22 protein-coding genes are annotated in these 25,730 nt (G+C 41.3%); 10 read left to right on the top strand and 12 right to left on the bottom strand.

Going from position 1 to position 25,730, the window contains the following annotated elements; all coding sequences use genetic code 11:
- The first annotated feature begins 205 nt into the window (after positions 1-205).
- Positions 206-2,125 (top strand): DUF294 nucleotidyltransferase-like domain-containing protein, encoded by a 1,920-nt coding sequence (locus EZV76_RS15310; protein ID WP_136567444.1) that lies wholly within the window; start codon positions 206-208, stop codon positions 2,123-2,125.
- A complete protein-coding gene (locus tag EZV76_RS15305; RefSeq protein ID WP_136567443.1) occupies positions 2,125-2,802 on the top strand; it encodes a 3'-5' exonuclease in 678 nt (225 codons plus the stop codon). Before EZV76_RS15310 ends, EZV76_RS15305 begins: the two co-directional genes overlap by 1 nt.
- A gap of 3 nt (positions 2,803-2,805) precedes the next feature.
- On the opposite strand, the gene acs is transcribed toward EZV76_RS15305, so the two are convergent.
- The 5 genes from acs to EZV76_RS15280 form a co-directional block, all read right to left on the bottom strand.
- Positions 2,806-4,713: an acetate--CoA ligase gene (gene acs / locus EZV76_RS15300; RefSeq protein ID WP_136567442.1), complete on the bottom strand. Its 1,908-nt coding sequence runs from the start codon at positions 4,711-4,713 to the stop codon at positions 2,806-2,808.
- 61 nt (positions 4,714-4,774) lie between these two features.
- The gene (locus EZV76_RS15295) at positions 4,775-6,550 is read right to left on the bottom strand and encodes a sodium:solute symporter family protein (RefSeq protein ID WP_136567441.1); all 1,776 of its coding nucleotides are present in this window, start codon (positions 6,548-6,550) and stop codon (positions 4,775-4,777) included.
- Entirely contained in the window at positions 6,550-6,804 is a 255-nt protein-coding gene (locus EZV76_RS15290; protein ID WP_136567440.1) for a DUF4212 domain-containing protein, read from the bottom strand. Before EZV76_RS15290 ends, EZV76_RS15295 begins: the two co-directional genes overlap by 1 nt.
- A 72-nt stretch (positions 6,805-6,876) precedes the next feature.
- Positions 6,877-7,836, bottom strand: coding sequence for a phosphoribosylaminoimidazolesuccinocarboxamide synthase (locus EZV76_RS15285; RefSeq protein WP_136567439.1), 960 nt, complete (start codon positions 7,834-7,836; stop codon positions 6,877-6,879).
- A gap of 6 nt (positions 7,837-7,842) precedes the next feature.
- Positions 7,843-8,802, bottom strand: a complete 960-nt coding sequence (locus EZV76_RS15280; RefSeq protein WP_136567438.1) for a PhoH family protein — start codon at positions 8,800-8,802, stop codon at positions 7,843-7,845.
- A 121-nt stretch (positions 8,803-8,923) separates the two neighbouring features.
- Between EZV76_RS15280 and EZV76_RS15275 the strand changes: the two genes are divergently transcribed.
- The 5 genes from EZV76_RS15275 (at position 8,924) to dnaN (ending at position 13,689) form a co-directional block, all read left to right on the top strand.
- Positions 8,924-9,754: an SAM hydrolase/SAM-dependent halogenase family protein gene (locus EZV76_RS15275; RefSeq protein WP_136567437.1), complete on the top strand. Its 831-nt coding sequence runs from the start codon at positions 8,924-8,926 to the stop codon at positions 9,752-9,754.
- A complete protein-coding gene (locus EZV76_RS15270) occupies positions 9,755-10,057 on the top strand; it encodes a putative quinol monooxygenase (RefSeq protein WP_136567436.1) in 303 nt (100 codons plus the stop codon).
- Entirely contained in the window at positions 10,057-10,788 is a 732-nt protein-coding gene (gene gldF, locus EZV76_RS15265) for a gliding motility-associated ABC transporter permease subunit GldF (protein WP_136567435.1), read from the top strand. Before EZV76_RS15270 ends, gldF begins: the two co-directional genes overlap by 1 nt.
- Positions 10,785-12,452, top strand: coding sequence for a gliding motility-associated ABC transporter substrate-binding protein GldG (gldG, locus tag EZV76_RS15260; RefSeq protein WP_136567434.1), 1,668 nt, complete (start codon positions 10,785-10,787; stop codon positions 12,450-12,452). The genes gldF and gldG overlap by 4 nt, the downstream gene beginning before the upstream one ends.
- Positions 12,453-12,570: 118 nt before the next feature.
- Positions 12,571-13,689 (top strand): DNA polymerase III subunit beta, encoded by a 1,119-nt coding sequence (gene dnaN / locus EZV76_RS15255; protein ID WP_136567433.1) that lies wholly within the window; start codon positions 12,571-12,573, stop codon positions 13,687-13,689.
- A gap of 53 nt (positions 13,690-13,742) precedes the next feature.
- Here the strand turns inward: dnaN and EZV76_RS15250 are convergent, their stop codons facing one another.
- Positions 13,743-14,102: a DUF4870 domain-containing protein gene (locus tag EZV76_RS15250; RefSeq protein WP_136567432.1), complete on the bottom strand. Its 360-nt coding sequence runs from the start codon at positions 14,100-14,102 to the stop codon at positions 13,743-13,745.
- A gap of 86 nt (positions 14,103-14,188) precedes the next feature.
- Between EZV76_RS15250 and mnmE the strand changes: the two genes are divergently transcribed.
- Complete coding sequence (gene mnmE / locus EZV76_RS15245) at positions 14,189-15,559, top strand: tRNA uridine-5-carboxymethylaminomethyl(34) synthesis GTPase MnmE (RefSeq protein ID WP_136567431.1); 1,371 nt, start codon at positions 14,189-14,191, stop codon at positions 15,557-15,559.
- Between the two features lie 142 nt (positions 15,560-15,701).
- A complete protein-coding gene (locus EZV76_RS15240) occupies positions 15,702-18,428 on the top strand; it encodes a hypothetical protein (protein ID WP_136567430.1) in 2,727 nt (908 codons plus the stop codon).
- A 109-nt stretch (positions 18,429-18,537) separates the two neighbouring features.
- On the opposite strand, the gene EZV76_RS15235 is transcribed toward EZV76_RS15240, so the two are convergent.
- From EZV76_RS15235 to EZV76_RS15215, 5 genes are all read right to left on the bottom strand, one after another.
- On the bottom strand, positions 18,538-18,897 hold the full coding sequence (locus EZV76_RS15235; RefSeq protein WP_201741877.1) for a hypothetical protein: 360 nt from the start codon (positions 18,895-18,897) through the stop codon (positions 18,538-18,540).
- 187 nt (positions 18,898-19,084) lie between these two features.
- Entirely contained in the window at positions 19,085-20,404 is a 1,320-nt protein-coding gene (locus EZV76_RS15230) for a sigma-54-dependent transcriptional regulator (RefSeq protein ID WP_136567429.1), read from the bottom strand.
- A 13-nt stretch (positions 20,405-20,417) separates the two neighbouring features.
- Entirely contained in the window at positions 20,418-21,506 is a 1,089-nt protein-coding gene (locus EZV76_RS15225) for a sensor histidine kinase (protein ID WP_136567428.1), read from the bottom strand.
- A gap of 391 nt (positions 21,507-21,897) precedes the next feature.
- On the bottom strand, positions 21,898-22,602 hold the full coding sequence (locus EZV76_RS15220) for a response regulator transcription factor (protein ID WP_136567427.1): 705 nt from the start codon (positions 22,600-22,602) through the stop codon (positions 21,898-21,900).
- Positions 22,595-23,869: a sensor histidine kinase gene (locus EZV76_RS15215; protein WP_136567426.1), complete on the bottom strand. Its 1,275-nt coding sequence runs from the start codon at positions 23,867-23,869 to the stop codon at positions 22,595-22,597. Before EZV76_RS15215 ends, EZV76_RS15220 begins: the two co-directional genes overlap by 8 nt.
- A gap of 299 nt (positions 23,870-24,168) precedes the next feature.
- On the opposite strand from EZV76_RS15215, the gene EZV76_RS15210 reads away from it, so the two are divergent.
- The gene (locus EZV76_RS15210) at positions 24,169-24,912 is read left to right on the top strand and encodes a tyrosine-protein phosphatase (RefSeq protein ID WP_136567425.1); all 744 of its coding nucleotides are present in this window, start codon (positions 24,169-24,171) and stop codon (positions 24,910-24,912) included.
- Here EZV76_RS15210 and EZV76_RS15205 read toward each other — a convergent pair.
- Positions 24,913-25,730: PKD domain-containing protein (locus tag EZV76_RS15205; protein WP_136567424.1), on the bottom strand; the 818-nt coding region annotated here is incomplete at its 5' end. It lies immediately after the preceding gene.

Raw genomic sequence — 25,730 nt, 5'->3', positions numbered from 1 at the left:
ACGGAAACAAAATCGTATCTTCCATCAAAATAGGCGAAATATGTTAGGAATCTTACTATCAAAAAAAGGAAAAACAAAGGCCGTCCAATGGCTACTTGTGTTATCTGTATTCTTAATTGGTCTAGGGTTGGCCTTAATGCCCTAAGAAAATACCATTTTCCACATACAGCTCCCTTTATAGCGGTTTTACCCCTAACTTTAGGGTATGAAGAACACCATCTCGGAACGGGTTGCGGATTTCTTGAAGAAATACCCTCCTTTCAACATTTTGGCAGAGCATCAACTGCAAAAGCTAGCCTATGAGGTAACCATAATCCATAAAGAGAACAATAGTATTGTCTTTGCCGAAAAAGAAGCACCCCACAATTATTTCTATGTAGTTCACAAAGGTGCTATTGCCCTTACCAAAAAAGGGTCCCAGCATATATTGGATATTTGTGATGAAGGGGACATATTTGGTTTGAGACCTCTAATGGCCCACGAAAAATACAAACTTCAGGCCACTGCACAAGAAGAGACCATATTATATGCCATACCCATTGAAGAGTTTAAACCCATTGCTTTGGAGAACCATCAAGTTGGGGATTTTTTAATTGAAAGCTTTGCCTCCAATACTAGAAATCCGTACTCCATTAAGCACAGAGGTAAGCTATATGGGGTTTCCAATGATGGCGAAGGCACAGCGGAGAATAAATTATTGGACCTTCAACCCGTAAGGTACTCTACAAATCTGGTAACTTGTACCGAAGAAACCCAAATAAAAGTGTTGGCCAATGCCATGAGCCTTAATAGTGTCGGGTGCATTTTAGTTACAAAAAATGAGCTGCCCATAGGCATCATCACTGATAAAGATTTACGAAACAAAGTGGCTACAGGAATGGTCCCCATCACCAAGAATGCCAAGGCAATTATGTCCACTCCTGTAATTACCTATTCCAAGGAGCTGACTATTACCCAAGCCCAAATGGCCTTGATGAAAAGCCGTATAAGCCATCTTTGTCTAACCGAAGACGGAACAACGGATACACCTGCCGTGGGAATCCTATCCAAGCATGATGTCATGGTGGCTCTGGGAAACAATCCCTCTGTGCTAATGCGGGCTATAAAAAGGGCAACGGATTCCAAAAGGCTACGTACCATTAGGCATAGCATTATAAACCTTTTACAGGGATATTTAGAGCAGAATATCCCTATGGGGTTGGTATCCAAAATCATTTCGGAACTTAACGATGCTACCATAAAACAGGTCATTCAAGTTTGTATTGACCAAATGGAAACACCGCCTCCAGTAAAATTCACATGGCTGGCCATGGGTAGTCAGGGACGCGGGGAGCAGTTGCTTACAACAGACCAGGACAATGCCATTCTTTATGAAGATGTCCCGGAAGACAAAAAAGAGGAAACACAGTCTTATTTTCTTGCCTTGGGGAATCGCATTTCGGTTGAGTTGAACCATATCGGTTTTGAATACTGCCCTGCCGAAATGATGGCTTCCAACCCTTTGTGGTGTCATAGTTTGCAGGAATGGAAAGAAGTCACATCTCACTGGATGGGCAATCCGGGCCCTGATGAAGTCCTTCTATCCTCCATTTTCTTCGATTTTAATGTCACTTATGGCGAAAAGGCATTGGCAGATGAACTTTCCTTGCACATTTTTGAAAATGCAAAAAAGTATCCACAGTTTCTTACCCATTTGGCCAGCGGAGCATTGCAGAACCCTTCCCCATCAGGATTTTTCAGGGACTTCTTGGTAGAGCAAGATGGAGCCCACAAAGATTTCTTCGATTTAAAACTACGTGCATTGATGCCTATAATTGATGCTGCCCGGGTTTTGATTTTGTCCCACTCCATAAAATCCATTAACAATACGGCGGAACGCTATGAAAAACTGGCGGAGCTGGAACCGAAAAACCAAGAACTCTATACTGCTTGTTCTTTTGCAAGCAAAGCTTTATTGAAATTTAGGACCAAACAAGGTCTCTTGCACAATGATTCGGGCAGGTTCATTGCTTTGGACCAATTGAACAAGGAAGAGAAAATCAAGCTTAAGAGAACGTTCAAGACCATTAAGGAAATACAAGAACTGATCCAGGTACGGTTTCAAGTAAAAAATCTTTTACGGTAATGTGGTTCTTCAAAAAGAAAAAAACGTTGGAGTTTCCAGAATTTTGGTTGGACTATACCCAACAATTTCAGGAGAAACTCCCACAGGAAGTGCTTGGCAATACTTTTGTGGTGCTGGATACGGAAACCACTGGATTAAACTTGACCAAGGACAGGATGTTATGTATTGGGGCCATTAAGCTTACAAACAACACCATCAGCATAAAAGAAAGTTTGGAAATCTATATAGAGCAGGAACATTACGATTCTGAAAGTGCCGAGATCCATGGCATTTTAAAAAGGAGTAAAAAAATACAGTTTTCGGAATTGGATGCCTTGCAACAGTTTCTGGCCTACGCAAAAAACCATGTGCTGGTCGGCCACCATGTATCATTTGATATTGCCATGATCAATGCGGCCCTAAAACGAAATGGTCTTCCCCATTTAAAAAACAAAACCTTGGATACTGGATTGCTCTACAAAAGAACGCTGCTCATTTCTTCGGTTCTTCGAAAAAAAGAATCCTATTCGTTGGACGAGTTGGCGGAAAAGTTCCGGATATCAAAAAAAGACAGGCACACCGCCCTAGGAGATGCGTTGATTACGGCGATAGCGTTCCTAGCGATTAAAGAAAAATTAAAGCCCAAAAACTTGAAAGACTTATTTCAAAAACAAAATCCTCCAAAATTTGGGCTTTAAGTCTTATAGACTTTCCTTCATGATAACCTCAACCACTTCTGGGTTCAACAAAGTTGATGTGTCTCCCAGATTACTGGTGTCCTTGGAAGCAATCTTTCTAAGGATTCGTCTCATAATCTTACCACTTCGGGTCTTGGGCAGACCAGGTACAAACTGAATCTTGTCCAGCTTGGCAATAGGTCCGATATGTTCAGTGATCAATTGGTTAATCTCTTTAGCAAGGTTTTCCCTGTTTCTGGTTTCCCCTGTTTCCTTTAAAATGATATAACCATACAAAGCATTACCCTTAATATCATGTGGGAAGCCAACAATGGCAGACTCGGCAACAGCAGGGTGCTCGTTGATTGCATCTTCAATGGGTGCTGTACCCAGATTGTGTCCGGAAACAATGATCACATCATCTACCCTACCAGTGATTCGGTAGTAGCCCACTTCATCACGAAGGGCGCCATCCCCTGTAAAATACTTTCCTTCAAATGCTGAGAAATAGGTGTCCTTATAGCGTTGGTGGTCGCCCCAAATAGTTCGTGCTATGGAAGGCCATGGAAACTTAATGCACAACCTCCCTTCCACTTGGTTCCCTTTCATCTCATTGCCACTCTCATCTACCAAAGCAGGTTGAACGCCTGGCATGGGCAAGGTAGCATATGTGGGTTTTGTGGGGGTTGAAAACGGTATCGGAGAAATCAGGATCCCTCCTGTTTCTGTCTGCCACCACGTATCCACGATGGGGCAGTTTTTCTCCCCAACATGATCGTTGTACCAGTGCCAAGCTTCTTCATTGATGGGTTCTCCTACAGTTCCCAAAACCTTAAGGCTAGACAAATCATGCTTGGTCACAAAATCCAAATTCTCCTTGGCCAAGGCCCTAATGGCCGTTGGTGCCGTATAGAATTGGGTTACTTTATGCTTTTCAACCACTTCCCAGAACCTACCATAATCAGGATAAGAAGGCACACCTTCGAACATTACAGTAGTAGCTCCGTTGGCCAGAGGTCCATATACAATATAGGAGTGTCCGGTAATCCAGCCGATATCTGCCGTACACCAATACACATCCTCTTCTTTATATTGGAAGACATTCTTAAAGGTATAGGCCGTATAGACCATGTATCCTGCCGTGGTATGCATCATTCCTTTGGGCCTACCTGTAGAACCCGAAGTATACAGAATAAATAGCGGGTCTTCCGCCTCCATGATTTCTGGAACACAATCGGAATATGCCTTGTCCAAAAGAGGTTGTAACCATTTGTCACGACCGTCTTTCATCGGGATCTCTTCTCCGGTGCGTTTGGTCACCAGTACGGTTTCCACATTTGGACAATGCTGCAAAGCTTCGTCCACAATACCTTTTAGGTCGATGGTCTTGGTACCTCTGTACGAACCGTCAGAAGTCAATACCATTTTGGCTCCACAATCGTTGATACGTGTGGCCAAGGCCGTTGAAGAAAATCCAGCAAACACAACGGAATGAATGGCACCGATACGTGCACAGGCCAAGAGTGAAATGGCCAATTCGGGAATCATGGGCAAATAGATGACTACCCTATCCCCTTTCTTTATCCCTTGATCCTTTAGTACATTGGCAAACTTGCACACCCTCTCGTGCAACTCACGATAGGTAATATGCTCCGCCTCCTCATTGGGGTCATTGGGTTCAAAAAGAATGGCCGTTTTATCACCACGGCTCCGCAAATGACGGTCTATGCAGTTTTCGGTAATATTGAGCTGCGCTCCATCAAACCACTTAATTTCGGGTTTTGTAAAATCCCATTCCAAAACGGAGTTCCATCTTTTTCTCCAAAAAAAATGTTCCTCTGCCACTTCTTCCCAAAAATCCTCAGGGTTTCTAACAGACTTACGATACACCTGAAAATACTCTTCCAGATGCTTAATGTGGTAATTGCTCATTTAGGTATAGTAAATTTTTATGTGCCTTAAAATTAAAAAAAGAGAGGGACTTTCACCAGAATTAATGCTCAATAGCTTCACCGGCCCCACTAGGTATACGTATGTTTTCCACAATACCCTGTACTTCTTCCGGAGGAGCTGGTGTAAATCTTGATACTAAAATAGACACAGCAAAATTGACCAACATACCCATGGTTCCAAAACCTTCGGGTGAAATGCCCCACCACCAGTACTCTTGTGTGCTGGTTTCTGGGTTTCCAATCCAACCAAGTTTAAAACGGGCAATGTAATAGCACGTAATACCAAGTCCGGCCACCATACCTGTAATGGCCCCCTCCCTGTTCATACGCTTACTAAAGATTCCCATAATAATGGCGGGAAAGAATGAAGATGCGGCCAAACCAAAGGCCAGAGCCGTCACCGAGGCCACAAAGCCTGGAGGGTGAATACCAAAATATCCTGCTACCACTACAGCCAAAAGTGCCGAGAAACGGGCAACCCATAGTTCTTTTTTATCCGAAATGTCCGGAGCGATCTGCTTTTTGATCAGATCGTGGGAAATGGAAGTGGAAATTACCAAAAGTAATCCTGCGGCGGTAGAAAGCGCTGCGGCCAATCCCCCTGCTGCTACCAACGCAATGATCCAATTGGGCAATCCTGCAATTTCAGGGTTGGCCAAAACGGTGATATCACGGTCCACGTACAACTCATTGGCTGAAGAGCTGGCATTGGAGATCATCCGTTGTCCCTGTGCTCCCCTACCTTCAACAAACTCTGGTTGTCTGCCTTCAACAGCTTCACCTGGAAGGTATTGGATTTTTCCATCACCATTCTTATCTGTCCAAGCGATAAGACCTGTATTTTCCCATTTGGTAAACCAAGCTGGTATTTCCTCATAAGGAGTATCCTCTACGGTTTCAATGAGGTTGGTACGTGCAAATACGGCAATGGCCGGAGCTGTGGTATACAGAATAGCAATAAACAGCAATGCATAACCCGCAGACTTACGGGCATCACTAACCTTGGGCACCGTAAAAAAGCGGATGATTACGTGAGGTAATCCCGCAGTTCCCATCATCAATGCCGCCGTAATGAACAACATATCGGTCATGGACTTGGTACCATCCGTATAGGCCGTAAAGCCCAGTTCAGTCATCAACCCATCCAACTTATCCAACAAATACACCCCATCTTCACCAGTGGAAGCGAACCCAATTTGAGGGACTGGATTTCCTGTGACCATAAGAGAGATAAAAATGGCGGGGACCATAAATGCAAAAATCAATACACAATACTGTGCCACTTGCGTATAGGTAATCCCTTTCATACCTCCCAAAAACGCATAGAAAAAAACCACGGCCATACCAATGTACACGCCTGTATTTACCTCAACATCCAAGAAGCGCGAAAATACCACGCCAACTCCCCGCATTTGTCCGGCCACATAGGTGAACGACACGAACAAGGCTGCCACAACGGCAACGGTACGGGCCACATTGCTATAATAACGATCTCCGATGAAATCAGGGACGGTGAATTTTCCAAATTTTCGCAGATAAGGGGCCAACAACAGTGCTAGAAGCACATATCCCCCGGTCCATCCCATAAGGTATACAGAACCATCATATCCTGCAAAAGCAATAATTCCTGCCATTCCCAAGAAAGATGCCGCAGACATCCAGTCCGCGCCTGTGGCCAACCCATTGGCCAAGGGAGACACTCCTCCTCCTGCAACGTAAAATTCTTTGGTAGATCCCGCTCTGGACCAAATAGCAATTCCAATATATAAAGCGAAAGTGAGCCCGACGATGATAAACGTCCAAGTTTGTATATCCATTATGCGTCCAGCTTATATTTTTTATCCAATTTGTTCATGAGTCGGACATAGACAAAGATCAAAATCACAAATACATAAATTGATCCTTGTTGGGCAAACCAAAAGCCCAATTTAACGCCTCCTAATTTAAAGGCATTGAGTTGATCCACAAGAAGGATTCCAAACCCAAAGGAGACCAAAAACCAAATGGCAAGAAGAATGCCCAGGTACTTTAAATTTTCTTTCCAATACTTTTCTCTCTGCTTACTGTCCATTTTATAATTTTAATGGATGAAATATATGAAATCTTCATAAAACAGCACTCAAAATTATAAGGGATAACATTTTCAAGAAAGTTTGTTTAAATACTCTGAAATATTGAATTTGATACGTTCATCAATGTTTGAAACATTTGCTTTTTCGAAATCTTTCCCTGTAATGCTCTCATACAGTTCAATATACCGTTCAGAAACCGAGTCGATGTAGTCATCAGTCATTTCGGGCACAACCTGACCTTCCAAGCCTTGAAAATTATTTGCAATCAACCACTGACGCACAAATTCTTTGGACAGCTGTTTTTGGGGTTCTCCTTTGGCCTGTCGTTCCTCATATCCATCGGCATAAAAATAACGGGAAGAATCGGGAGTATGTATTTCATCAATGAGCACAATCTCACCTTCTTTGGTCTTACCGAATTCATATTTGGTATCCACTAAAATCAATCCACGTTTGGCTGCAATTTCCGTCCCTCTTTGAAACAAGGCTCTGGTATACTTTTCCAACACTTCGTAGTCTTCTTTGGAGACAATGCCGCGTTCTAAAATCTCTTCCCTGGAAATATCTTCATCATGGTCTCCTTTTTCTGCCTTGGTTGCCGGAGTGATGATAGGCTCTGGGAACTTATCATTTTCCTTCATCCCTTCGGGCATAGGGACACCACACAAAAGTCGTTTACCAGCCTTGTATTCCCGTGCCGCGTGACCAGAAAGGTATCCCCGTATCACCATTTCAACCTTAAAAGGCTCACAAGCCTTTCCTACAGCCACATTAGGGTCTGGGGTTGCCATTAACCAATTGGGTACAATGTCTTCCGTGGCCTGCATCATTTGGGTGGCGATCTGGTTCAGAATCTGCCCTTTGTATGGAATTCCTTTGGGCATGACCACATCAAAAGCAGAAAGCCTATCTGTGGCCACCATGACCAAAACATCGTTGCCAAGTGTGTAGACTTCCCGTACTTTTCCTTTGTATACCGATTTTTGCCCCGGAAAATGAAAATCCGTGTCCATCAAAGTATTCTTCCCCATGCGCTGTTAGAATTGGTTTTGGTGTTCTATGTTTTTGTATGCGTCAATAACCTTTTTGACCAATTTGTGACGAATTACGTCCTTATCATCCAAGTAGATAATACTGATACCTTCTACGTTTTTTAGAATGAGCAAAGCCTCTTTGAGACCGGAAATGACCCGTCGGGGCAAATCAATCTGCCCTGGATCTCCTGTCAACAAAAACTTGGCATTCTTACCCATCCGTGTGAGGAACATTTTCATTTGGGCATGGGTGGTGTTCTGGGCCTCATCCAAGATTACAAAGGCATTGTCCAAGGTGCGTCCGCGCATAAAGGCCATAGGGGCAATCTGGATTGTACCGTCCTCAATGTACTTTGCCAATTTTTCAGCGGGAATCATATCCCTGAGGGCATCGTACAAAGGCTGCATATAAGGGTCCAGCTTTTCCTTAAGGTCGCCGGGAAGAAAACCAAGGTTTTCCCCTGCTTCCACAGCTGGACGGGTCAGGATGATGCGCCGGACCTGCTTTTCCTTCAAGGCTTTTACCGCCAAGGCCACTCCGGTATAGGTCTTTCCCGTACCTGCCGGACCAATGGCAAAGACCATATCGTCCTGTTTACAAGCATCTACCAATCTACGTTGGTTTACGGTCTGTGCCTTGATCAATCTGCCGCTTACACCGTGTACCAAGACATCCCCACTGCTTTTTGATGCTGCATAATCTTCCTTGCCATTGCTGGTAAGTACACGCTCAATCATATTTTCGTCTAGCTTGTTGTACTTGGCAAACTGGCTGGTGAGCATATCAAAACGCTTATCGAACTCCTCCAAGAGTTCTTCATCCCCATAAACTTTTATTTTGCTGCCGCGGGCAACAATTTTCAGTTTAGGAAAGTACTTTTTTAGCAGTTCAATATTCTCGTTCTGTTGCCCGAAGAAGTCTTGGGGGCTAATATCCGTGAGTTCAATTATAAGTTCGTTCAAAAAACGGGGTGTTTAGAGTTATTTTTTGAAGAATTGTATTCTTTCTTTTTTAATGTAATTTTACTCCACAAATCTAACCAAAAATCAATTTAGGCGTGGAAAAACATATCAACAGTATTGCATGGCAATCATAACCTTAACTACAGATTTTGGCTATAAAGATCACTTTGTTGGTGCTGTTAAAGGGACCATTCTAAGTAGTCTGTCTGAGGTGAACATTGTTGATATTTCGCATGCCATAAGCCCATTTAACATTCAAGAATGTGCCTACATCCTTAAAAATGCATACCGATCCTTCCCGGAAGGCACGGTACACATAGTTGGGGTAGATTCTGAACTTTCCCCAGAAAATGAGCATATTGTGGTACAAGTGGATGGACACTATTTTGTGAGTGCCAATAGTGGGGTGATCTCATTGATTACTTCTGAAATAACACCGGAAAAGGTAGTTGAAATCCATCTACCCAATACCAACTCAGGTTCTTTTCCAGTGTTGAATGTTTTTGTACAAGCGGCCTGTCACATTGCAAGAGGTGGAAAATTGGAAGTCATTGGGAAGCCTTTTGATTCACTAAAAGAGCTTAAAGAGTTTGAACCACGGGTTTCCAATGACGGTAAAACCATATCTGGCAATGTAATCTATATTGACAATTATGGGAATGTGGTGACCAACATACAAAAAAGCGTTTTTGAAGCCTACCGAAACGGAAGGGATTTTGAGCTGACGGCCCGGACCACAACCATCAAGAAAATTGAAAATAGCTATAACGGTATCATCAATTTTAATTTGGAAAGAAATCAACGTAAAGGTCCTGGAGATGCCTTGGCGCTTTTTAATTCTGCGGGTTATATTGAGTTGGCTATATACAAGAGTGACCTTAATTCTGTTGGTGGGGCTTCTTCTTTATTAGGCTTAAATTATAGGGATACCGTAACCATAAATTTTCTATAAATGCTGATACGCATCGTAAAACTCACTTTTAAACCCGAAAATATTCCTAGTTTTGAGCGAATATTTAATGAATCGAAAAACGGGATTTTAGCTTTTGAGGGGTGTTCGCTGGTTGAGCTTTATCAAGATCTAGGTAACCCTTGCGTGTTTTTCACATACAGTTTTTGGGAAAAGGAATCAGATTTGGAAAATTATAGGACATCAGATTTTTTTAGAACGGTTTGGGGACATACCAAAACTCTTTTTGCCGAAAAACCAGAAGCTTGGAGCGTGTCCAAGATCAATTCCTCAACCTCAGTATAATGTTTGCAATTTTTAAAAGAGAGGTCAGGTCTTTTTTCACTTCACCAATTGGGTATTTGATCGTGGGGTCTTTTTTACTGCTCAATGGTCTTTTTCTGTGGGTGTTCAAAGGAGACTATAACATTTTTGACTACGGCTTTGCCGATTTGGGCAACTTCTTTTTATTGACTCCTTGGATTTTCATCTTTTTGGTGCCTGCCATCACGATGAAAAGTTTTTCGGAAGAGCGCAAAATGGGTACTTTGGAATTATTGCTCATTAAGCCCATTTCTGTTTGGAAGTTGGTCCTAGGGAAATTTTGGGGTGCTTTCTTTTTATGCATCATTGCTGTGGTCCCCACAGTTGTCTATGTTTTTTCCATTTCAAGTTTGGGAGTCATAGAAGGCAATTATGACCTTGGTGTGGTGTTCGGTTCCTATTTTGGGCTATTGTTCCTTATTGGAGCCTATACAGCAATAGGAATTTTTGCCTCGTCCCTTTCCGATAACCAAATCATTGCTTTTTTGGTAGGCATACTTATTTGTTTTGTGATGTTCAATGGGTTTGATGCCCTTTCATCCCTATTTACAAATGGAGAAACCCAGCAATTGATCAAGGGGTTTGGAGCCCAATCCCATTTTGAAAGCATTGCCAGAGGTGTCATGGACACAAGGGATTTAGTGTACTTCATTTCGCTGACATTGGTTTTTTTATATCTCACACTTCAACGTTTAAAACAATTGCCAAGATGAAGTCAACGTTTTTTATTTCATTGCTCAAGGCCATTGTTGGAGTAATCGTTATCAATCTAATTGCTGGTTTTATATACACCAGATTTGATTTAACAGAGGATCAACGTTATACGCTATCCCAGCCTTCTATTGATGTGGTTCAAAAATTTGATTCACCTGTCATTGTTGATGTATTGCTCGATGGTAATATCCCTCCGGAATTCTCCAAGCTAAAGACAGAGACCGTACAATTATTGGAATCCTTTGCCTCTAAAAACGGTAACATCAAATATAATTTGGTAAATCCGCTGGAGAACGAAAGTCAAACCCAACAAACCATTGCGGAGCTTCAAAGTTTAGGGCTACAACCTGCCAACGTCACCGTGGAGGAAAATGGCAAGGTATCCCAAGAATTGATATTCCCCTGGGCCATGGTGAACTATGGCGACAATACCGTTAAAGTTCCTCTACTAAAGAACAAACTGGGTTCCACCGCTGAAGATCGCATCAATAATTCGGTACAGCAATTGGAGTATGCCTTTGCCGATGCCTTTACCAAATTGAGCATCACGGAGAAAAAGAGTATTGCCGTAATTAAAGGAAATGGGGAATTGGACGATATTTATCTGGCCGATTACCTGACCACCATCCGTGATTATTACAATATTGGAGCCATTACCTTGGATTCCGTGGCCACAAATCCACAAAAAGCGTTGGACCAATTAAAAGGCTTCGACTTGGCTTTGGTGGCCAAGCCAACGCAGGCTTTTTCAGATGAGGAAAAATATGTTTTGGATCAATTTATGGTACAGGGCGGTAAATCTATTTGGTTGATTGATCAGGTGGCCATGGAAATGGACAGCATTTATAGCGGAGACGGAAGCGCAATTGCCATTCCTCGCGACCTAAACCTAAAAGATTTTTTCTTTCAATATGGATTGCGCATCAATCCTGCATTGGTAAATGACCTTTACTTTACCCAAATTGTATTGGCCACAGGAGAAGGAAACGATTCCCAATACAATCCCCTTCCCTGGTATTATAATCCCATGGTGTTCTCAAGAAATGACCATCCCATCAACACCAATATCGAGGCCGTGCGCTATCAATTCACCAGCCCTATGGAGGTACTTGAAAATGGTTATGAAAAAACCGTATTGCTTCGTAGTTCACCTTTGTCCAAAATCGACGGTATCCCGAGGGAGATCAGCCTGGATATTTTAAACAATCCCCCGGATAGGGAATCCTATACAGATGGAAACCTTCCTCTTGCAGTACTTATAGAAGGGGATTTTACCTCCATGTACAAAAGCAGGATAAAGCCATTGGAGCTACAGAATACCATGGAGCAAGGAGCTCCCAACAAAATGATAGTAATCTCGGATGGAGACGTCATCAAAAATCAATTGCGCAATGGTAGACCTTTGGAATTAGGCTATGATAAATGGACCAATAGCTTTTATGGAAACAAAGAATTTTTAGTGAACTGCACCAATTATCTTTTGGATAATACTGGACTTATAAACATTAGAAACAGAAAAGTGTCCATACCATTACTAGACACGACCAAAATTGTGGAACAAAAAACGAAATGGCAAGTGATAAATATCGGATTGCCAGTTATATTGACTCTAGTTCTCGGTATTTTCTTCAACTATATGAGAAAGCGAAAGTTTGCCAGTTAGCTGTTAATAAATTTGTTTCTTTCCTAAAACGTTTTAAGATATATTTGCTTTTGTCGATTTTACGACCCGTTTTCTTGGATTATAGGTCCAACGGACAACACACTAAAGAATTTCTTTGATGAAGTTTATTGTATCCAGTACATATTTATTAAAACAATTGCAGGTTTTGGGAGGAGTTATCAACAATAGCAATACCCTACCCATCCTAGACAATTTTTTGTTCGATTTAAAACAAAGTCAACTTACCGTTTCCGCATCGGATTTGGAAACTACAATGAGTTCGGTGCTTGAAGTAGACTCCGATACCGAAGGCACCATTGCCGTACCGGCCAGATTGTTGTTGGACACGCTAAAAACGTTTCCGGAACAGCCCTTGACCTTTGTTGTGGAGGACAACAATACTGTGGAAATCAGTTCCAATCATGGTAAATATGCCTTGGCTTATGCCGATGGCGCTGAATTTCCCAAGGCTGTGGAAGTTTCCAATCCTAGCTCCACCACCCTTTTGGGAGATGTTCTGGCCACGGCCATCAACAAAACCATTTTTGCCGCCGGCAATGATGATTTAAGACCTGTAATGAGCGGGGTGTTTTTCCAATTCTCCACAGAGAATCTAACATTTGTGGCCACAGATGCCCACAAATTGGTAAAATACCAACGCCAAGACGTAACGGCATCGGAAGTAGCAGAGTTCATCATGCCTAAAAAACCTTTGAACCTTTTAAAAGGAATTTTGGCAGGGTCCGAATCTGAAGTTACAATTGAGTACAATGACAGCAATGCCAAATTTATTTTTGACAATTCGGAATTGATATGCAGGCTCATCGATGGAAAGTATCCAAATTACGAAGCGGTGATTCCAAAGGAAAATCCAAATAAGCTGACCATATCCAGAAATCAGTTCTTAAGTTCGGTACGTCGGGTTTCTATTTTTTCAAACAAGACCACCCATCAAATTCGATTGAAAATTGCTGGGGCAGAGCTTAATATTTCCGCAGAAGATGTGGATTATAGCAATAAGGCCGAAGAGCGTTTGTCCTGTTCCTATCAAGGGGACGATATGCAAATAGGATTTAATTCCCGCTTTTTGGTGGAAATGCTCAACAACCTCTCATCAGATGATGTTGCCCTGGAAATGAGTTTACCCAATCGGGCAGGTATCCTCACCCCTATTGATGGTTTGGATGAAGGCGAACATGTTACCATGTTGGTTATGCCTGTAATGTTGAATAACTAAGTACACAACCTAACTATATGAAAGGCTGGAATCAAGATTCCAGCCTTTTCTTTTTATAGGAAACGTATGGTCATAAAATTGGAGGGTGACTCGCCATTAGCTGCTTTAACAGCGTTTACAATAGGCAGGACAAATCCTAGGATTCCAACCGCCATAAGCCCCAATAGTCCTATTCCAAAGGCCAAGATTGCGGGAATACTGATCACGAGATAGAGCAATAAACTCAACTGTAGGTTGATTACTGCCTTGCCATGTTCGTCCATACCCTCCACCGTACGGCGCGTGGCCAACCACAGAACCAGAGGAACAATAAATCCACCAACTCCGGTAACATAATGCAATAATTGTGATAAATGTGTAAGGGCCAATAATGTATTGTCCTTTCTAACAACGTTTTGATTGATGACTTCCATTTTTGATTGATTTTGATGATGTACCTTATTAGTGTGACTTTACCATAAAATGTTACAGCCCGCGGTTAATTTGTACTTTTGCCATCATGTTGTACAATGATAACATCGTTGCCCTGGCCACCCCATCCGGAACCGGAGCCATAGCCGTAATCCGAATTTCAGGACCGGATGCTATTTCCATTGCCGATACGCATTTTCAATCCGTAAGAGGAAAAAAACTATCCAATCAAAAAAGCCATACCATTCATTTGGGTCATATTGTGGATAATGGGAAAATATTGGACGAAGTTTTAATCTCCATATTTAAAGGTCCCAATTCCTACACCGGTGAAAATGTGGTGGAAATCTCCTGTCACGGCTCCCCATACATTCAGCAACAAATCATCCAATTAATTTTAAAGAAAGACTGTCGAACAGCTTCCGCTGGAGAGTTTACACTTCGTGCATTTTTAAACGGAAAAATGGATTTAAGCCAAGCTGAAGCAGTTGCCGACCTCATTGCCAGTGATAGCGAAGCTGCACATGACATAGCCATGCAACAAATGCGTGGTGGTTTTAGCAATGAAATACAAAAGCTCAGGGAAGAACTCCTCAATTTTGCCTCTCTAATTGAGTTGGAGTTGGATTTCTCCCAAGAAGATGTGGAGTTTGCAGACCGTACACAGTTCAATGCGCTACTGAACCGAATCAGCGAGGTGCTTAAAAAATTGATTGATTCTTTTGCATTGGGAAATGTCATAAAACATGGTATACCTGTTGCCATTGTTGGTCAACCCAATGTAGGCAAGTCCACCCTGCTCAACGCCCTACTGAATGAAGAAAGAGCTATTGTAAGCGACATTGCAGGAACCACGCGCGATACGGTAGAGGACCATATCAGCCTTAACGGCATCAATTTTAGATTTATTGATACCGCAGGAATCCGGGAAACTGAAGATGTTGTGGAGAAAATTGGTATTGAACGTACTTTCGATAAAATTGAGAAGGCTCGCTTGATTATTTTCCTTTTTGATCGGATGGATTTTGACCGCTCTGAATTGGAAAAAATCAAAAACAAATACCCGAACAAACAACTTTTGGTCATTTGCAATAAAGTGGATCTTCTGAGTAATCAACAAAAAGAACAGCTCAAGATTGAAATCCCTGACCTCATGTTTCTTTCTGCCAAACACCAATCTGGCATGGATGAGCTTCAAAGCAAACTTCTCAGCCTTGTAGACTCAGGTGCGTTGAGTGGAGATAGTACTATCATTTCCAACAGTAGGCACTATGATGCCTTGTTGAAAGCTCTTGAGGAAATCCAAAAGGTAAAGGAAGGCATGGATGCCGGACTGGCAAGTGACCTTGTAGCCATCGACATTAAGCAGGCGCTCTTTCATCTAGGTGAAATCACGGGAAGTGTTACCACCGATGACCTATTGGGGAATATCTTTTCCAATTTCTGCATCGGGAAATAACCCTCCCTATTCCGCTATAAAACCATTTGCTTCCAATTGGGTACTACGCTTTTAATATATTCTCCAATTGTATCCCCATTAGATATGAAAACACGAACAAATCCTCTATTTTTAAGGCAGTTCCCATAAAAATTAGTAAAACGTGCGAGCCATAAGGAACAATTTCAAGCTAGAACTTTGCGCTGTATTTCTGCTATTCCCGTTGTTTTTGATAGCCCAAGCACAAAGGAATTTGGATGTCTCGGTGGCCGAAAAGATTTATCTTCAATTAGGTTCCGGCATTTATGCGAACGATCAAGAAGTTTGGTTCAAGGCCATAGTTGTTGATTCTGAAAACCATTTACCTACTGAAATAAGTGGTGTCCTTTATGTTGATCTGATAGATTTTAATCAAAAAATTATTGATCAAAAATTGGTGAAATTAACCTCGGGGTCGGGGCATGGTTCCTTTCAACTCAACAAAAGTTACCCGAGTGGCCGCTATTTAATTAGGGCCTATACCCAATGGAATCGGAATTTTGGTTCCGATTTCATGTTCAAAGCTTATTTTGATATTGTGTCTCCAGAATTGCGAACAAACCGCTTTCTTGATTCGCTGACAATGACACAAGACAAGTCTGGTAAATTTCTCCTTTCTGCCAAAATCAATCCTTCCATTGTAGGACCCCACGACAAGAACCAAATTCCCATTTACCTTAACTCCAATCAAGGTCGGGATACCATTGAAATCAAAAAAAGAAACGGCATTTTTTCATTGACGTATGAAACACCAATTACTGCAGAATGGATGACTTTAACTTTAGGCGGAAGCGAAAATTATAATCATTCCGAAACGGTACTTCTAAAAAACGCTGTAGATGTGCAGTTCTTTCCAGAAAGTGGAAAATTGGTCCATGGGTTCACCAACAAGATTGGTGTTAAAGCTTTGGGAGTGGATGGCAAGGGACAGATTGTTAGCGGTTCTATCATGGACCAGAATGGGGAAACCATATCCAATTTCTCAACCAACCCATTGGGAATGGGAACTTTTACGATATTGGCGGACAGCAGTAAAACGTATCAGGCCAAAGTTTTGGTTTCCAATGATACCATCAACAAAGGTGCGACTTTGTACCCTCTCCCCAAAGTGGTTTCACATGGCAGTATCATGTCCGTGTCCAAAGTAGGAGAAAAACTCTGGGTACGGGTTTCCAGCAATCAATTGGTCGGTCAAGCATTCATCAAAATTTCAAGTCGTGGAAAAGATTTGTTTTTGATGGAAGGGCCTTTGAAAAATGGGTTCTTGGTCAAAGATCTAGCCTGCGGAAAACTGCCTAACGGGATTCTTGCCTTTACCTTGATGAATTCCCAAAAACAACCTGTAGCCGAACGCCTTTTCTTCAACTTCAGGGAGGATGAAACCTTGAACATTTCAGCAAAAATGGATAAAGCATCCTACTCCCGAAGGGAAATGGCAAAATTGCATATAAACATTGATCAACAGGATTCCGGGCCTGTTCCGTTGAATGCTTCAATCCTAATTTTGAATAAAAAACATTTTCAGGAAAAATTGATAAACACCATACAATCCTATTTTATGCTTGATTCTGAACTTAGGGGTAAAATAGAAGACCCTGGCTACTACTTTCGGGAGCAAACCCCAAGTAGGTTTGAGGATTTGGATGCTTTATTGCTTACCCAAGGTTGGCGAAATTATAAATATCCCATAATGCGAGAAGGTGTTTCCTTCCATTGGCCAGAGAAAGGCATTGAAGTAAAGGGGTCAGTTTCCATCAACCCTAATAAACAAAAGAATAAGGAACATTTACAGATGGGCTTGGCAACCTTTGGCAAGGAGACCAAGTTCTATTCTACACCTGTAGATAGTTTAGGGAGGTTTGATTTTTTATTGGATGATGATTATGGCGCTACCATTCCGTATATGCTCAGTACGGTAGATTCTAAAGGGGAAAAAGTACATCATAAAATACATGTGAACACCGTAGACCCTCCAAAAATAGGGTATTCAGCAAAGCCTACGTATAGGGCATTGGACTCAGTGGTGAACACTGTAATGGAAGCAGGGAGGGAAAGAAATCGGATTGCTTCCGTATTTGATTCCCTTTATGGGGTCACCCAATTGGACGAAGTAGTGGTTTCCGATCTTTTGATCACCCCTGAACGTGCCCAACTCTACAAAAAATATGGCAAACCGGATGTAATCATCTCTGGAGATGATATTCGTGCTAAAGAAAAGGAATGGTCGTATGGTCTGTACAGTATCCTTTTGTTCAACTATGGTGACCAAATAGCCATTGAGCGATTTCCGGATGGATTTATGCTGGCCCACGTAAGAGGTGGCAGCAAAGAAGCCACTCTATTGATGGTAGATGGCAAATTACTGGAAAACCATCTGTATGAATATGTGCCCAGTATGTCCCCAGAGATAGTGGAACGGGTGGAACTCATAAAATACGCCAAGTTTTTTAAATCTAGGTACCTTACCGTATTTCCCCAGGCCGACTTATTTGAAATCCCATCCTTGGGTCATATCATCTCCATTACCACCAAAGGTGGGGTAGGCATACAGGCGCCAAACCGCCCTGAACCGGGAACCTTAAAATCCACACTACCACTTTTCTCTCCAATAAAGGAGTTTTATAAGCCCAAGTATGATGCACCTTTAACAACCAACGATGACAAACCGGATTTAAGGTCTCTCATTCATTGGGAACCATCAGTATTTTTGAACAAAGATGGAAATACCTCTTTGAATTTTTACAATGGTGATATTGTTGGAAAGTATGTAATTATAGTTGAAGCAATTTCAACCGATGGACGCCTAGGATATAAAACAGTGGAGTATCAGGTAAAAGAAAGATCTGACTGATTGCAGGAAAACGTCCATGAAAAAAAGAAGAAAAAGCCCGACCCCATTAACTAACCTTTAAAGCAAACAAATGAGAAACAGGGTCGGGCACAACACATCAATCAATAAACTATATTTTTCTTAGCTCACCTGACGCCATGGCTTCCTTAACATTTGCCGCAACTTGCCAGTGACTTCCAAAAAATCGGCTACCATCTGCTTTTTTCAGCTTGACCAAAAGGGTACCGTCTTTTTTCTCCTTAACCGAGGTGACCGTTACCTTGTTACCTTCTACACGTTTATAGTTAGCCAATCCACCACGCTTGATGATCAAATTGGGTTTTGGAAAGTCTATATGTTGGTACTGGGCCGCATCCGGTCTCCCAATCTCAAAGGTGTCCCCTACTTCAATTTCTGCTACGTTTAAGGTTTGGGCATAAAGTCCCATAGCGCAAATTGAAAATGTAAATGCTAAAATGTATTTTTTCATAATAGGTGTAATTAAGATAAATAAGCTTGCTTTTTGTTCCAGTAAAGCAAAGGGCATGCCTAAATTTTAAAGCGATTTTCTAACATATATAACATGTTGAAAAACAGAAGTATAAATAACTAAAAATTCAATAACCGTAAAAATAAATTGGGGAATTTTTACCCGCACGGTACTTTTTTACCCAGTATCATTTGAGCTTTTCCCGAAGTGTCTTGCGGTCAATTTCCAATATTTGGGCCGCTTTGGTCTTGTTGTTCCCCGTGGCGATCAACACTTTTTCTATGTACTCTTTTTCCATTTGTCTCAACGGCTTCAGAGGCTGTTCTGGAAAATCTATCCTGAATTTCACTTGTTCGGGCAAGTGTTTTGCAGTAACCTGTCCATCACTCATGATGACCGCCCTTTGCACCACATTCTCCAATTCCCTAATATTTCCGGGCCACGCATAGCGTTTAAGTATTTCAAGGGCATCAGGGGTAATTACAACCAAACGGTCTTTGTATTCCACTCCATATTTTTGAAGAAATCTATCCACCAAAAATGGAATGTCGGACATTCTGTCCCTTAGTGGTGGAACGGTTATGGAAACTACGGTTAATCTATAGTAAAGATCTTCCCTAAAGTGTTTTTTTTCAATAAGCTCATCCAAACTGGTATTGGTGGCTGCAATGACACGGACATTCAATTTTTCAGGTTTTTGGGAGCCTACCTTGGTTACTTCCTTTTCTTGCAATACCCTAAGTAGTTTTCCTTGCACAGCCATGGATGCATTCCCAATCTCATCCAAAAAAATAGTGCCATTATTGGCTGCCTGAAAGAAACCGTTCCTAGTCTCATAAGCACCGGTAAAGGCTCCTTTGGTATAACCAAACAATTCGGCTTCCAAAAGGTTTTCAGGGATGGCCCCACAATTCACCGCAATAAATGGGGCCCTCGCAAATTTACCGGAATAATGTATGGATCGCGCCACGAGTTCTTTTCCCGTTCCACTTTCACCCTGAACTAAGATTGTGGCATGATTGTCTTTTACCCTTTCTATGATTTCCACCACATTTTTAAAGGCAGCTGATGCTCCAATCATTTCCCCATATCCGTGCTGTTCTCTGGGTGCTACTTTTTTTATGGGGTTCTTGGGTTTAGCACCTTCCAAGGATTTTTTTACGGCCTCGGCCAATTCAGTTTTGGTGAATGGTTTGGTAATGTATTCGGTTGCCCCGGATTTAATGACACTCATGGCATCATCAATGGAAGGGAAGCCCGTTACCACCAATTTGGGAATATCGGGATAATGCTCGGCCATATACTTGATCAGTTGAATTCCATTGATGTCCGGCATATTAATATCGGTGATCAATAAGTCTATGGCGGTATCCTTCAAAATATAAAGGGCCTCCTTAACCGATACCGCACTGTAGGTATGGTACTGCATGGAAGTGAGGTGCCTTTGCAATAATTCCAAGATTTGGATGTCATCATCCACCAACAATATGTTTTCCTTCTTCAACATCGTATTTGCTATATTATTTAGGAAATTCTATGGTAAAAATAGTGCCTTTAGGACGGTTTGGAGCATGATCTATGGTTCCCTGATGGCTTTTTACAATCCCGTGCACCACGCTAAGCCCCAGTCCACTACCCTCCCCCACTGGTTTTGAGGTGAAAAAGGGGTCAAACACATTGTCTGCTTTCTCCTCCGGTATACCAATACCTTCATCTGAAATTTTCAACACCACTTTTTTACGCTCCTCAAGAACTTCCACAACTATGGTGCTATTTGGGGGTGAAAAATATATGGCATTCATTATTAGGTTGAAAATTACCTGGGTAAGCTGAATTTTGTCAATTTTTAAAACAATTCGCTCTTTACTCACTACCAAGTCGCAACCTATCTCACTTCTATTAAGGGTAGTCCTTAAAAGATCTATGGCATCCTTGATGATGGGAACAATATTTAGACTCGTTCTTTCTTGAGGCATTTCGCAGGCAAAAAACATTAGTTTTTTAACCACTTCCCTAGAGAATATCGCATTGGAAATAATCTTGTCCAAATCCTTTTCGGCATGGACATCACCCTCTATGCGTTCCTTTAGCAGTTCTGCAAACCCAAGAATGTTGGCCAGCGGTGTGTTAAGTTCGTGGGCTATGCCCGCTGTAATCTCACCTAGAATACGCAAACGGTCTGCTTGCTCCACTTGCCTACGAATACCTGCCTGATTTTCCTTGATTTCCTTTCGCTCCAAGAGATTCCCAACCTCCATGCAAACATTGTCCAATAACCGTTGTTCCTCAACTAAAAAATCCGCAAGCGAATATTTATTCGAAGGATAGCCCACTTTTATGGCTCCTTCCTCTTCATTGAATACTCTAATAGTGGATTCTAGGTAGACACATTGGTCCATCCCTTCAGATGTAGCAATATTCATGGTAGATGTCCGTAATTCAACGCAGGTATCCTCATCAAACTGAAAAGCACGTTGAAGACAAAATAAAATTGCACGCAAAACCTCTTCAATCTGATCATAATCACAATTAACGATCAAAGAGGTCACCTCATACAAACAGGTAAGTTCCTTGATCCGTTCCCTAAGTTTTTCTTCAGCTGTATGCAAGACATTTACTTTCTATGCAAATTACTAATTTCCTATCTACAAATTAAAGTGCTTCCTTAAGGAACCATGGAGCTTATGAATCCATACCTGTAGTATTCAATTTCTGAATTTCTACATCGGCTGCCTTAATCAAACATTTTAGATGTTCCGAATCTTTTTTAGGACATTGGTGAGACAACTGGTATTTCGAACTTTCGATAAGTCTCTGACAATAGGCAATTTGCTCATTGACCGGTAACTGGGATATGGTTTGGTTAAAAAGTCTATCAAGACGGGCCAATGGTTCTTTGGTTGAATTGCTACGTAAGAATTTAAACATTTAGCTAAGCGGTTGGTAGGATTATCCGAAACAAGCAACAAAAACCAAGCCACGTAGTTTCTTTTAAAGAAATTATTTTTCTTCCCCCACGCGAAGCATGAACCCTCTTCTGTTTACATTTACGATACTTATTCTGGGATCCCTTCCCAAATGTTTCCTTAAGTGGGAAATAAAGACGTTAAGGCTCTTTTTATTGAAATAATCATTCTTGTCCCAAATTGTGGTCAAGATTTCTTTATGTGTACAAAGTTGGTTTTTATTCATGGCCAACAGGGTCAATAGATCAAATTCCTTCCCTGTAAGTTTTATGTTTTCCCCTTTATACTTTAGTTCGAAGGTATCTGTATCCAAAAAATAGTCCCCTATGATGTATGTGGTTGTTTTTCCCTGTTCTGACCCAGATGCCACCAATCTGGAGAGCAGCGCATTAATACGGACCACCAACTCTTCTTCATCTATGGGTTTTTTCAAATAATCCACCGCGCCAAGGGAAAAACCTTTGAGTACATCAATCTTTAGGGAGCGTGCGGTAAGAAATAAAAATGGAAGATTTGGATTGATGGTCTTTACTTTCTGCGAAAGTTCAAAACCGTCCATATCCGGCAACATCACATCCAATATGGCCAAATCAAAAAAATTGGTTTTAACGTTTAAGAGCGCCTCCTTTGCGTTTTTTGCCCAGAGCACCTCAAAACCCTTCATTCCCAGGTATTCCGAAAGTAGGTAACCCAAAGAAGCATCATCCTCAACCAATATTAATTTATATGTTTCATCCATTTTTAATCAAGTTAAACGAAAGGATAAATGTGGTTCCTTCCCCTAGTTTGCTTTCTACCTTAATCTTGCCGTGGTGCATTTTCACAATTTTTTGCACATAAGACAATCCTATGCCGTATCCTTTTACCTTATGAAGATTTCCGTTTTCCACTCTATAGTATTTTCTAAAAATTCGCTTGCTGTCCTTTTCAGAGATGCCATGTCCATTATCTGAAATAGCAATGTTCAATTTTCTCCGTTGAATGGTTGCCCTTAATTTAATTTTAGGGTTATCCGAGTACTTTTTTGCATTTTCCAGAAGGTTTCCAATAGCATTTTCCAAATGAAATTTTTCAGCCCGGATTTGATAAGGACCATCATCTAGCGTGAACAAAAATTCCAACTCTTCGTATTCGGAAAGCATTTTGAAATCTTCACAGATACGTTCCAGTTCCGGTTTAAAATCCAGCATTTCAAACTGCATAAGTTTTTTCCCTGATTCCAAACTGGACAATTCCAAAACTTTATCTATGTGCTGTTTTAATCTATCGGTCTCCCTCCTTATCAACTCTAAAACTGGTTTTTTATCTTCGGAAAGGCCCTCCTCCAAAATTTTACTTGCCAACCCAATTGAAAATACGGGAGTCTTTAGCTCATGGGTAAGGTTGTTGATGAAGTCGTTGGTTGTAGTGATAATGCTACTTTGCCAATAAAAAGACCTAAGTACCCAAATCACCACTATTATTATGGCCCCAATGAACAATAACCCTGGTAGGGTAAGACCGTTTAATTGTCTATAAAAATACGTGTTGATGTCTTCGAAACCCAACTCCAAAACAACATCCTTTTGTATATGTTCCGGAAGATACCCTTCAATTTTTATGGGATAAGTGAGTATCCCATCTCCTTTTAGATGAGGTTTTTCAGATACAATAAATTGAGTGGAGTCCCTAGCATATAAAGCATAGGTGAATGGCGCATCTATTCCTGACACTCCAAGTTGATAGGCTATATAATCGTTAAGATAGTAGCGGGAAGCCCTTTCCAAACTATCCAAACCAATATTTACTTCTGATGTATCCTTGGTAATGGCATTGACCAACGTATAGGACAATGGGTTAAGTTCGGAAAGCTCTGTGTTGATGTTTACCCGTACTTCATCTATTTTTTTTGAAAATTGTACACGGGCCAAACCTAAACCAACCCTTAAGTACTGGTATTGAACTACCAAAAGGCCAATCACGGATACTACAAAAACAGCGACATATACGTTTCTCTTTGTCAGCATATTGCGAAATAAGTAAAAAAACACCAGCAATTTACCCGTTGGTTAAGTAGATTAATCTTTCATTAATCTTTTTGTTTTTTTGTTAATCATATGTAATGGGAACATCCCATATTTTTACGTTTGAGTTTAGTTAATAAAAAAGGTTCAAATACCTACTTTAAAGTACTTCTAAGGTCAATCATTGGATTGGCCTTTTTTTGTACAATTTCCTTAAGTGCAATTCGCGATGTAAAAGTCCTTTTTAAATCAGACAACATCAATTTATCATATCCCTTATCTTTGTTTTCCAAATTTTAGGCATGTTTCATTTTTTTCAGAAAAAAATTTTCTTGGCCGATTACCTTCATGGGCTCGTAGATATACATAACCATATTCTTCCCGGTATTGACGATGGAGCGAAAACAGTCAACAAATCTGTGGAACTGTTACGAGGTTTTTCCGATTTAGGAGTAACTGAATTTATATGCACCCCCCATATCATGCACAATTATTACAACAATACAGAAGAAACCATCCTATCGGCCTATACGATGCTAAAAGAGCATCTAAGCAAAGTGGACTCGTTGGAAGTCTCTTTGGATTTTGCTGCGGAGCATATGATCGATGATAACTTTGAACATCTTCTATCCACAAAAAAAGTACTCCCTATTAAAGGGGAATATTTACTCATAGAAATGTCTTATCTACAACCCAGTATCAATTTTGATGTTTCTGTTGAAAAAATTACAAAAGAGCGTCTTTTTCCAGTTTTGGCCCACCCTGAAAGATATCTCTACTTGAAACCAAAAAAAGGTGAATACATACGTTATAAGCAAAAAGGCGTACATTTTCAGCTCAACCTATTGTCTTTGGGTGGACACTATGGTGCGGATGTACAGAAAATTGCACACAGTTTGCTGGATTCCGGAATGTATGAATACGTAGGGTCAGATGTACATAAGATTCATCATATTGAGGCCCTCAAAAGTGTAAAGCTAAATGAGCGCCTCCTGAACAAAATTTTACCCGTTTTGGAAAACACCAAATCAACTTTTGGTTCCTAATCATTTCTTTAATATTAAAGAATGACTGGTGAGATGGTTTGATGAACTTACTAGAACCCTATAAATACCGTCTTGGAAAAAGTAGAGCGATTCCAATTCAATTTCGCCAGGAAAATTTGGAAACTCTTTTTCAAATATCAGCCTGTTTGAAGTTCCATAGATCATAACTCTCACTGTTTCACCCACCAATTCATAATTCGATATTTTAAAGTAACCACTTGTTGGGTTCGGAAATATTCTAGTTCCCAAACTTTCCAAAGAATTAAAGGTAAATCCACCACTGCTTTGATCTATCTGACCAGTTGAAACTCCAGAACGACCCCCCAAGGTATCTGGCACCACGGTAAGGTTTATTGTAGTTTCACACCCTTCAGATGAAAGCAACACATAAGGTCCACTATGGGAAATCGTTACCGGCCCCAAATTGAAATCATCTCCAACAACAGTCCCATCAGCTAGGGTTACCGTAACCCCAACCGTATTCGGTAAAATACTGAACATTACTTCTGTCCCTTCCACAACCGTCAGATCATTCAATCCACTTGACCAAACACCATCAAGACGATATTCTGGAATTATGGTTCCTGTTTCACAATAATTTGGATCCGTAACCACAATTCCAATTGTACTTGAATCCACTCTACCCTCCCCGTCCTGTACGGTAAGGGTGGCGGTATAGCTTCCCGGTGAGGAATAGGTGTGGACAGGGTCCGCCAAGGTGGAGCTGCCACCGTCACCAAAGTCCCAACTGTGCGACACCACCCCCACATCGTCTGTGGAGCCACTGCCCGTAAAACTGACCTCCAATGGCGCATTGC

The sequence above is a fragment of the Flagellimonas alvinocaridis genome (assembly GCF_004916895.1).
Taxonomy (GTDB): domain Bacteria; phylum Bacteroidota; class Bacteroidia; order Flavobacteriales; family Flavobacteriaceae; genus Flagellimonas; species Flagellimonas alvinocaridis.
The sequence above is the reverse complement of the archived record's forward strand: the minus strand, read 5'-3'. Positions and strand labels throughout refer to the sequence as shown.

Coding starts and splice junctions, on each gene's coding strand:
- EZV76_RS15310 (WP_136567444.1), top strand. CDS start 206: ATGAAGAACACCATCTCGGAACGGGTTGCGGATTTCTTGAAGAAATAC.
- EZV76_RS15305 (WP_136567443.1), top strand. CDS start 2,125: ATGTGGTTCTTCAAAAAGAAAAAAACGTTGGAGTTTCCAGAATTTTGG.
- acs (WP_136567442.1), bottom strand. CDS start 4,713: ATGAGCAATTACCACATTAAGCATCTGGAAGAGTATTTTCAGGTGTAT.
- EZV76_RS15295 (WP_136567441.1), bottom strand. CDS start 6,550: ATGGATATACAAACTTGGACGTTTATCATCGTCGGGCTCACTTTCGCT.
- EZV76_RS15290 (WP_136567440.1), bottom strand. CDS start 6,804: ATGGACAGTAAGCAGAGAGAAAAGTATTGGAAAGAAAATTTAAAGTAC.
- EZV76_RS15285 (WP_136567439.1), bottom strand. CDS start 7,836: ATGGGGAAGAATACTTTGATGGACACGGATTTTCATTTTCCGGGGCAA.
- EZV76_RS15275 (WP_136567437.1), top strand. CDS start 8,924: ATGGCAATCATAACCTTAACTACAGATTTTGGCTATAAAGATCACTTT.
- EZV76_RS15270 (WP_136567436.1), top strand. CDS start 9,755: ATGCTGATACGCATCGTAAAACTCACTTTTAAACCCGAAAATATTCCT.
- gldF (WP_136567435.1), top strand. CDS start 10,057: ATGTTTGCAATTTTTAAAAGAGAGGTCAGGTCTTTTTTCACTTCACCA.
- gldG (WP_136567434.1), top strand. CDS start 10,785: ATGAAGTCAACGTTTTTTATTTCATTGCTCAAGGCCATTGTTGGAGTA.
- dnaN (WP_136567433.1), top strand. CDS start 12,571: ATGAAGTTTATTGTATCCAGTACATATTTATTAAAACAATTGCAGGTT.
- EZV76_RS15250 (WP_136567432.1), bottom strand. CDS start 14,102: ATGGAAGTCATCAATCAAAACGTTGTTAGAAAGGACAATACATTATTG.
- mnmE (WP_136567431.1), top strand. CDS start 14,189: ATGTTGTACAATGATAACATCGTTGCCCTGGCCACCCCATCCGGAACC.
- EZV76_RS15235 (WP_201741877.1), bottom strand. CDS start 18,897: ATGAAAAAATACATTTTAGCATTTACATTTTCAATTTGCGCTATGGGA.
- EZV76_RS15230 (WP_136567429.1), bottom strand. CDS start 20,404: ATGTTGAAGAAGGAAAACATATTGTTGGTGGATGATGACATCCAAATC.
- EZV76_RS15220 (WP_136567427.1), bottom strand. CDS start 22,602: ATGGATGAAACATATAAATTAATATTGGTTGAGGATGATGCTTCTTTG.
- EZV76_RS15215 (WP_136567426.1), bottom strand. CDS start 23,869: ATGCTGACAAAGAGAAACGTATATGTCGCTGTTTTTGTAGTATCCGTG.
- EZV76_RS15210 (WP_136567425.1), top strand. CDS start 24,169: ATGTTTCATTTTTTTCAGAAAAAAATTTTCTTGGCCGATTACCTTCAT.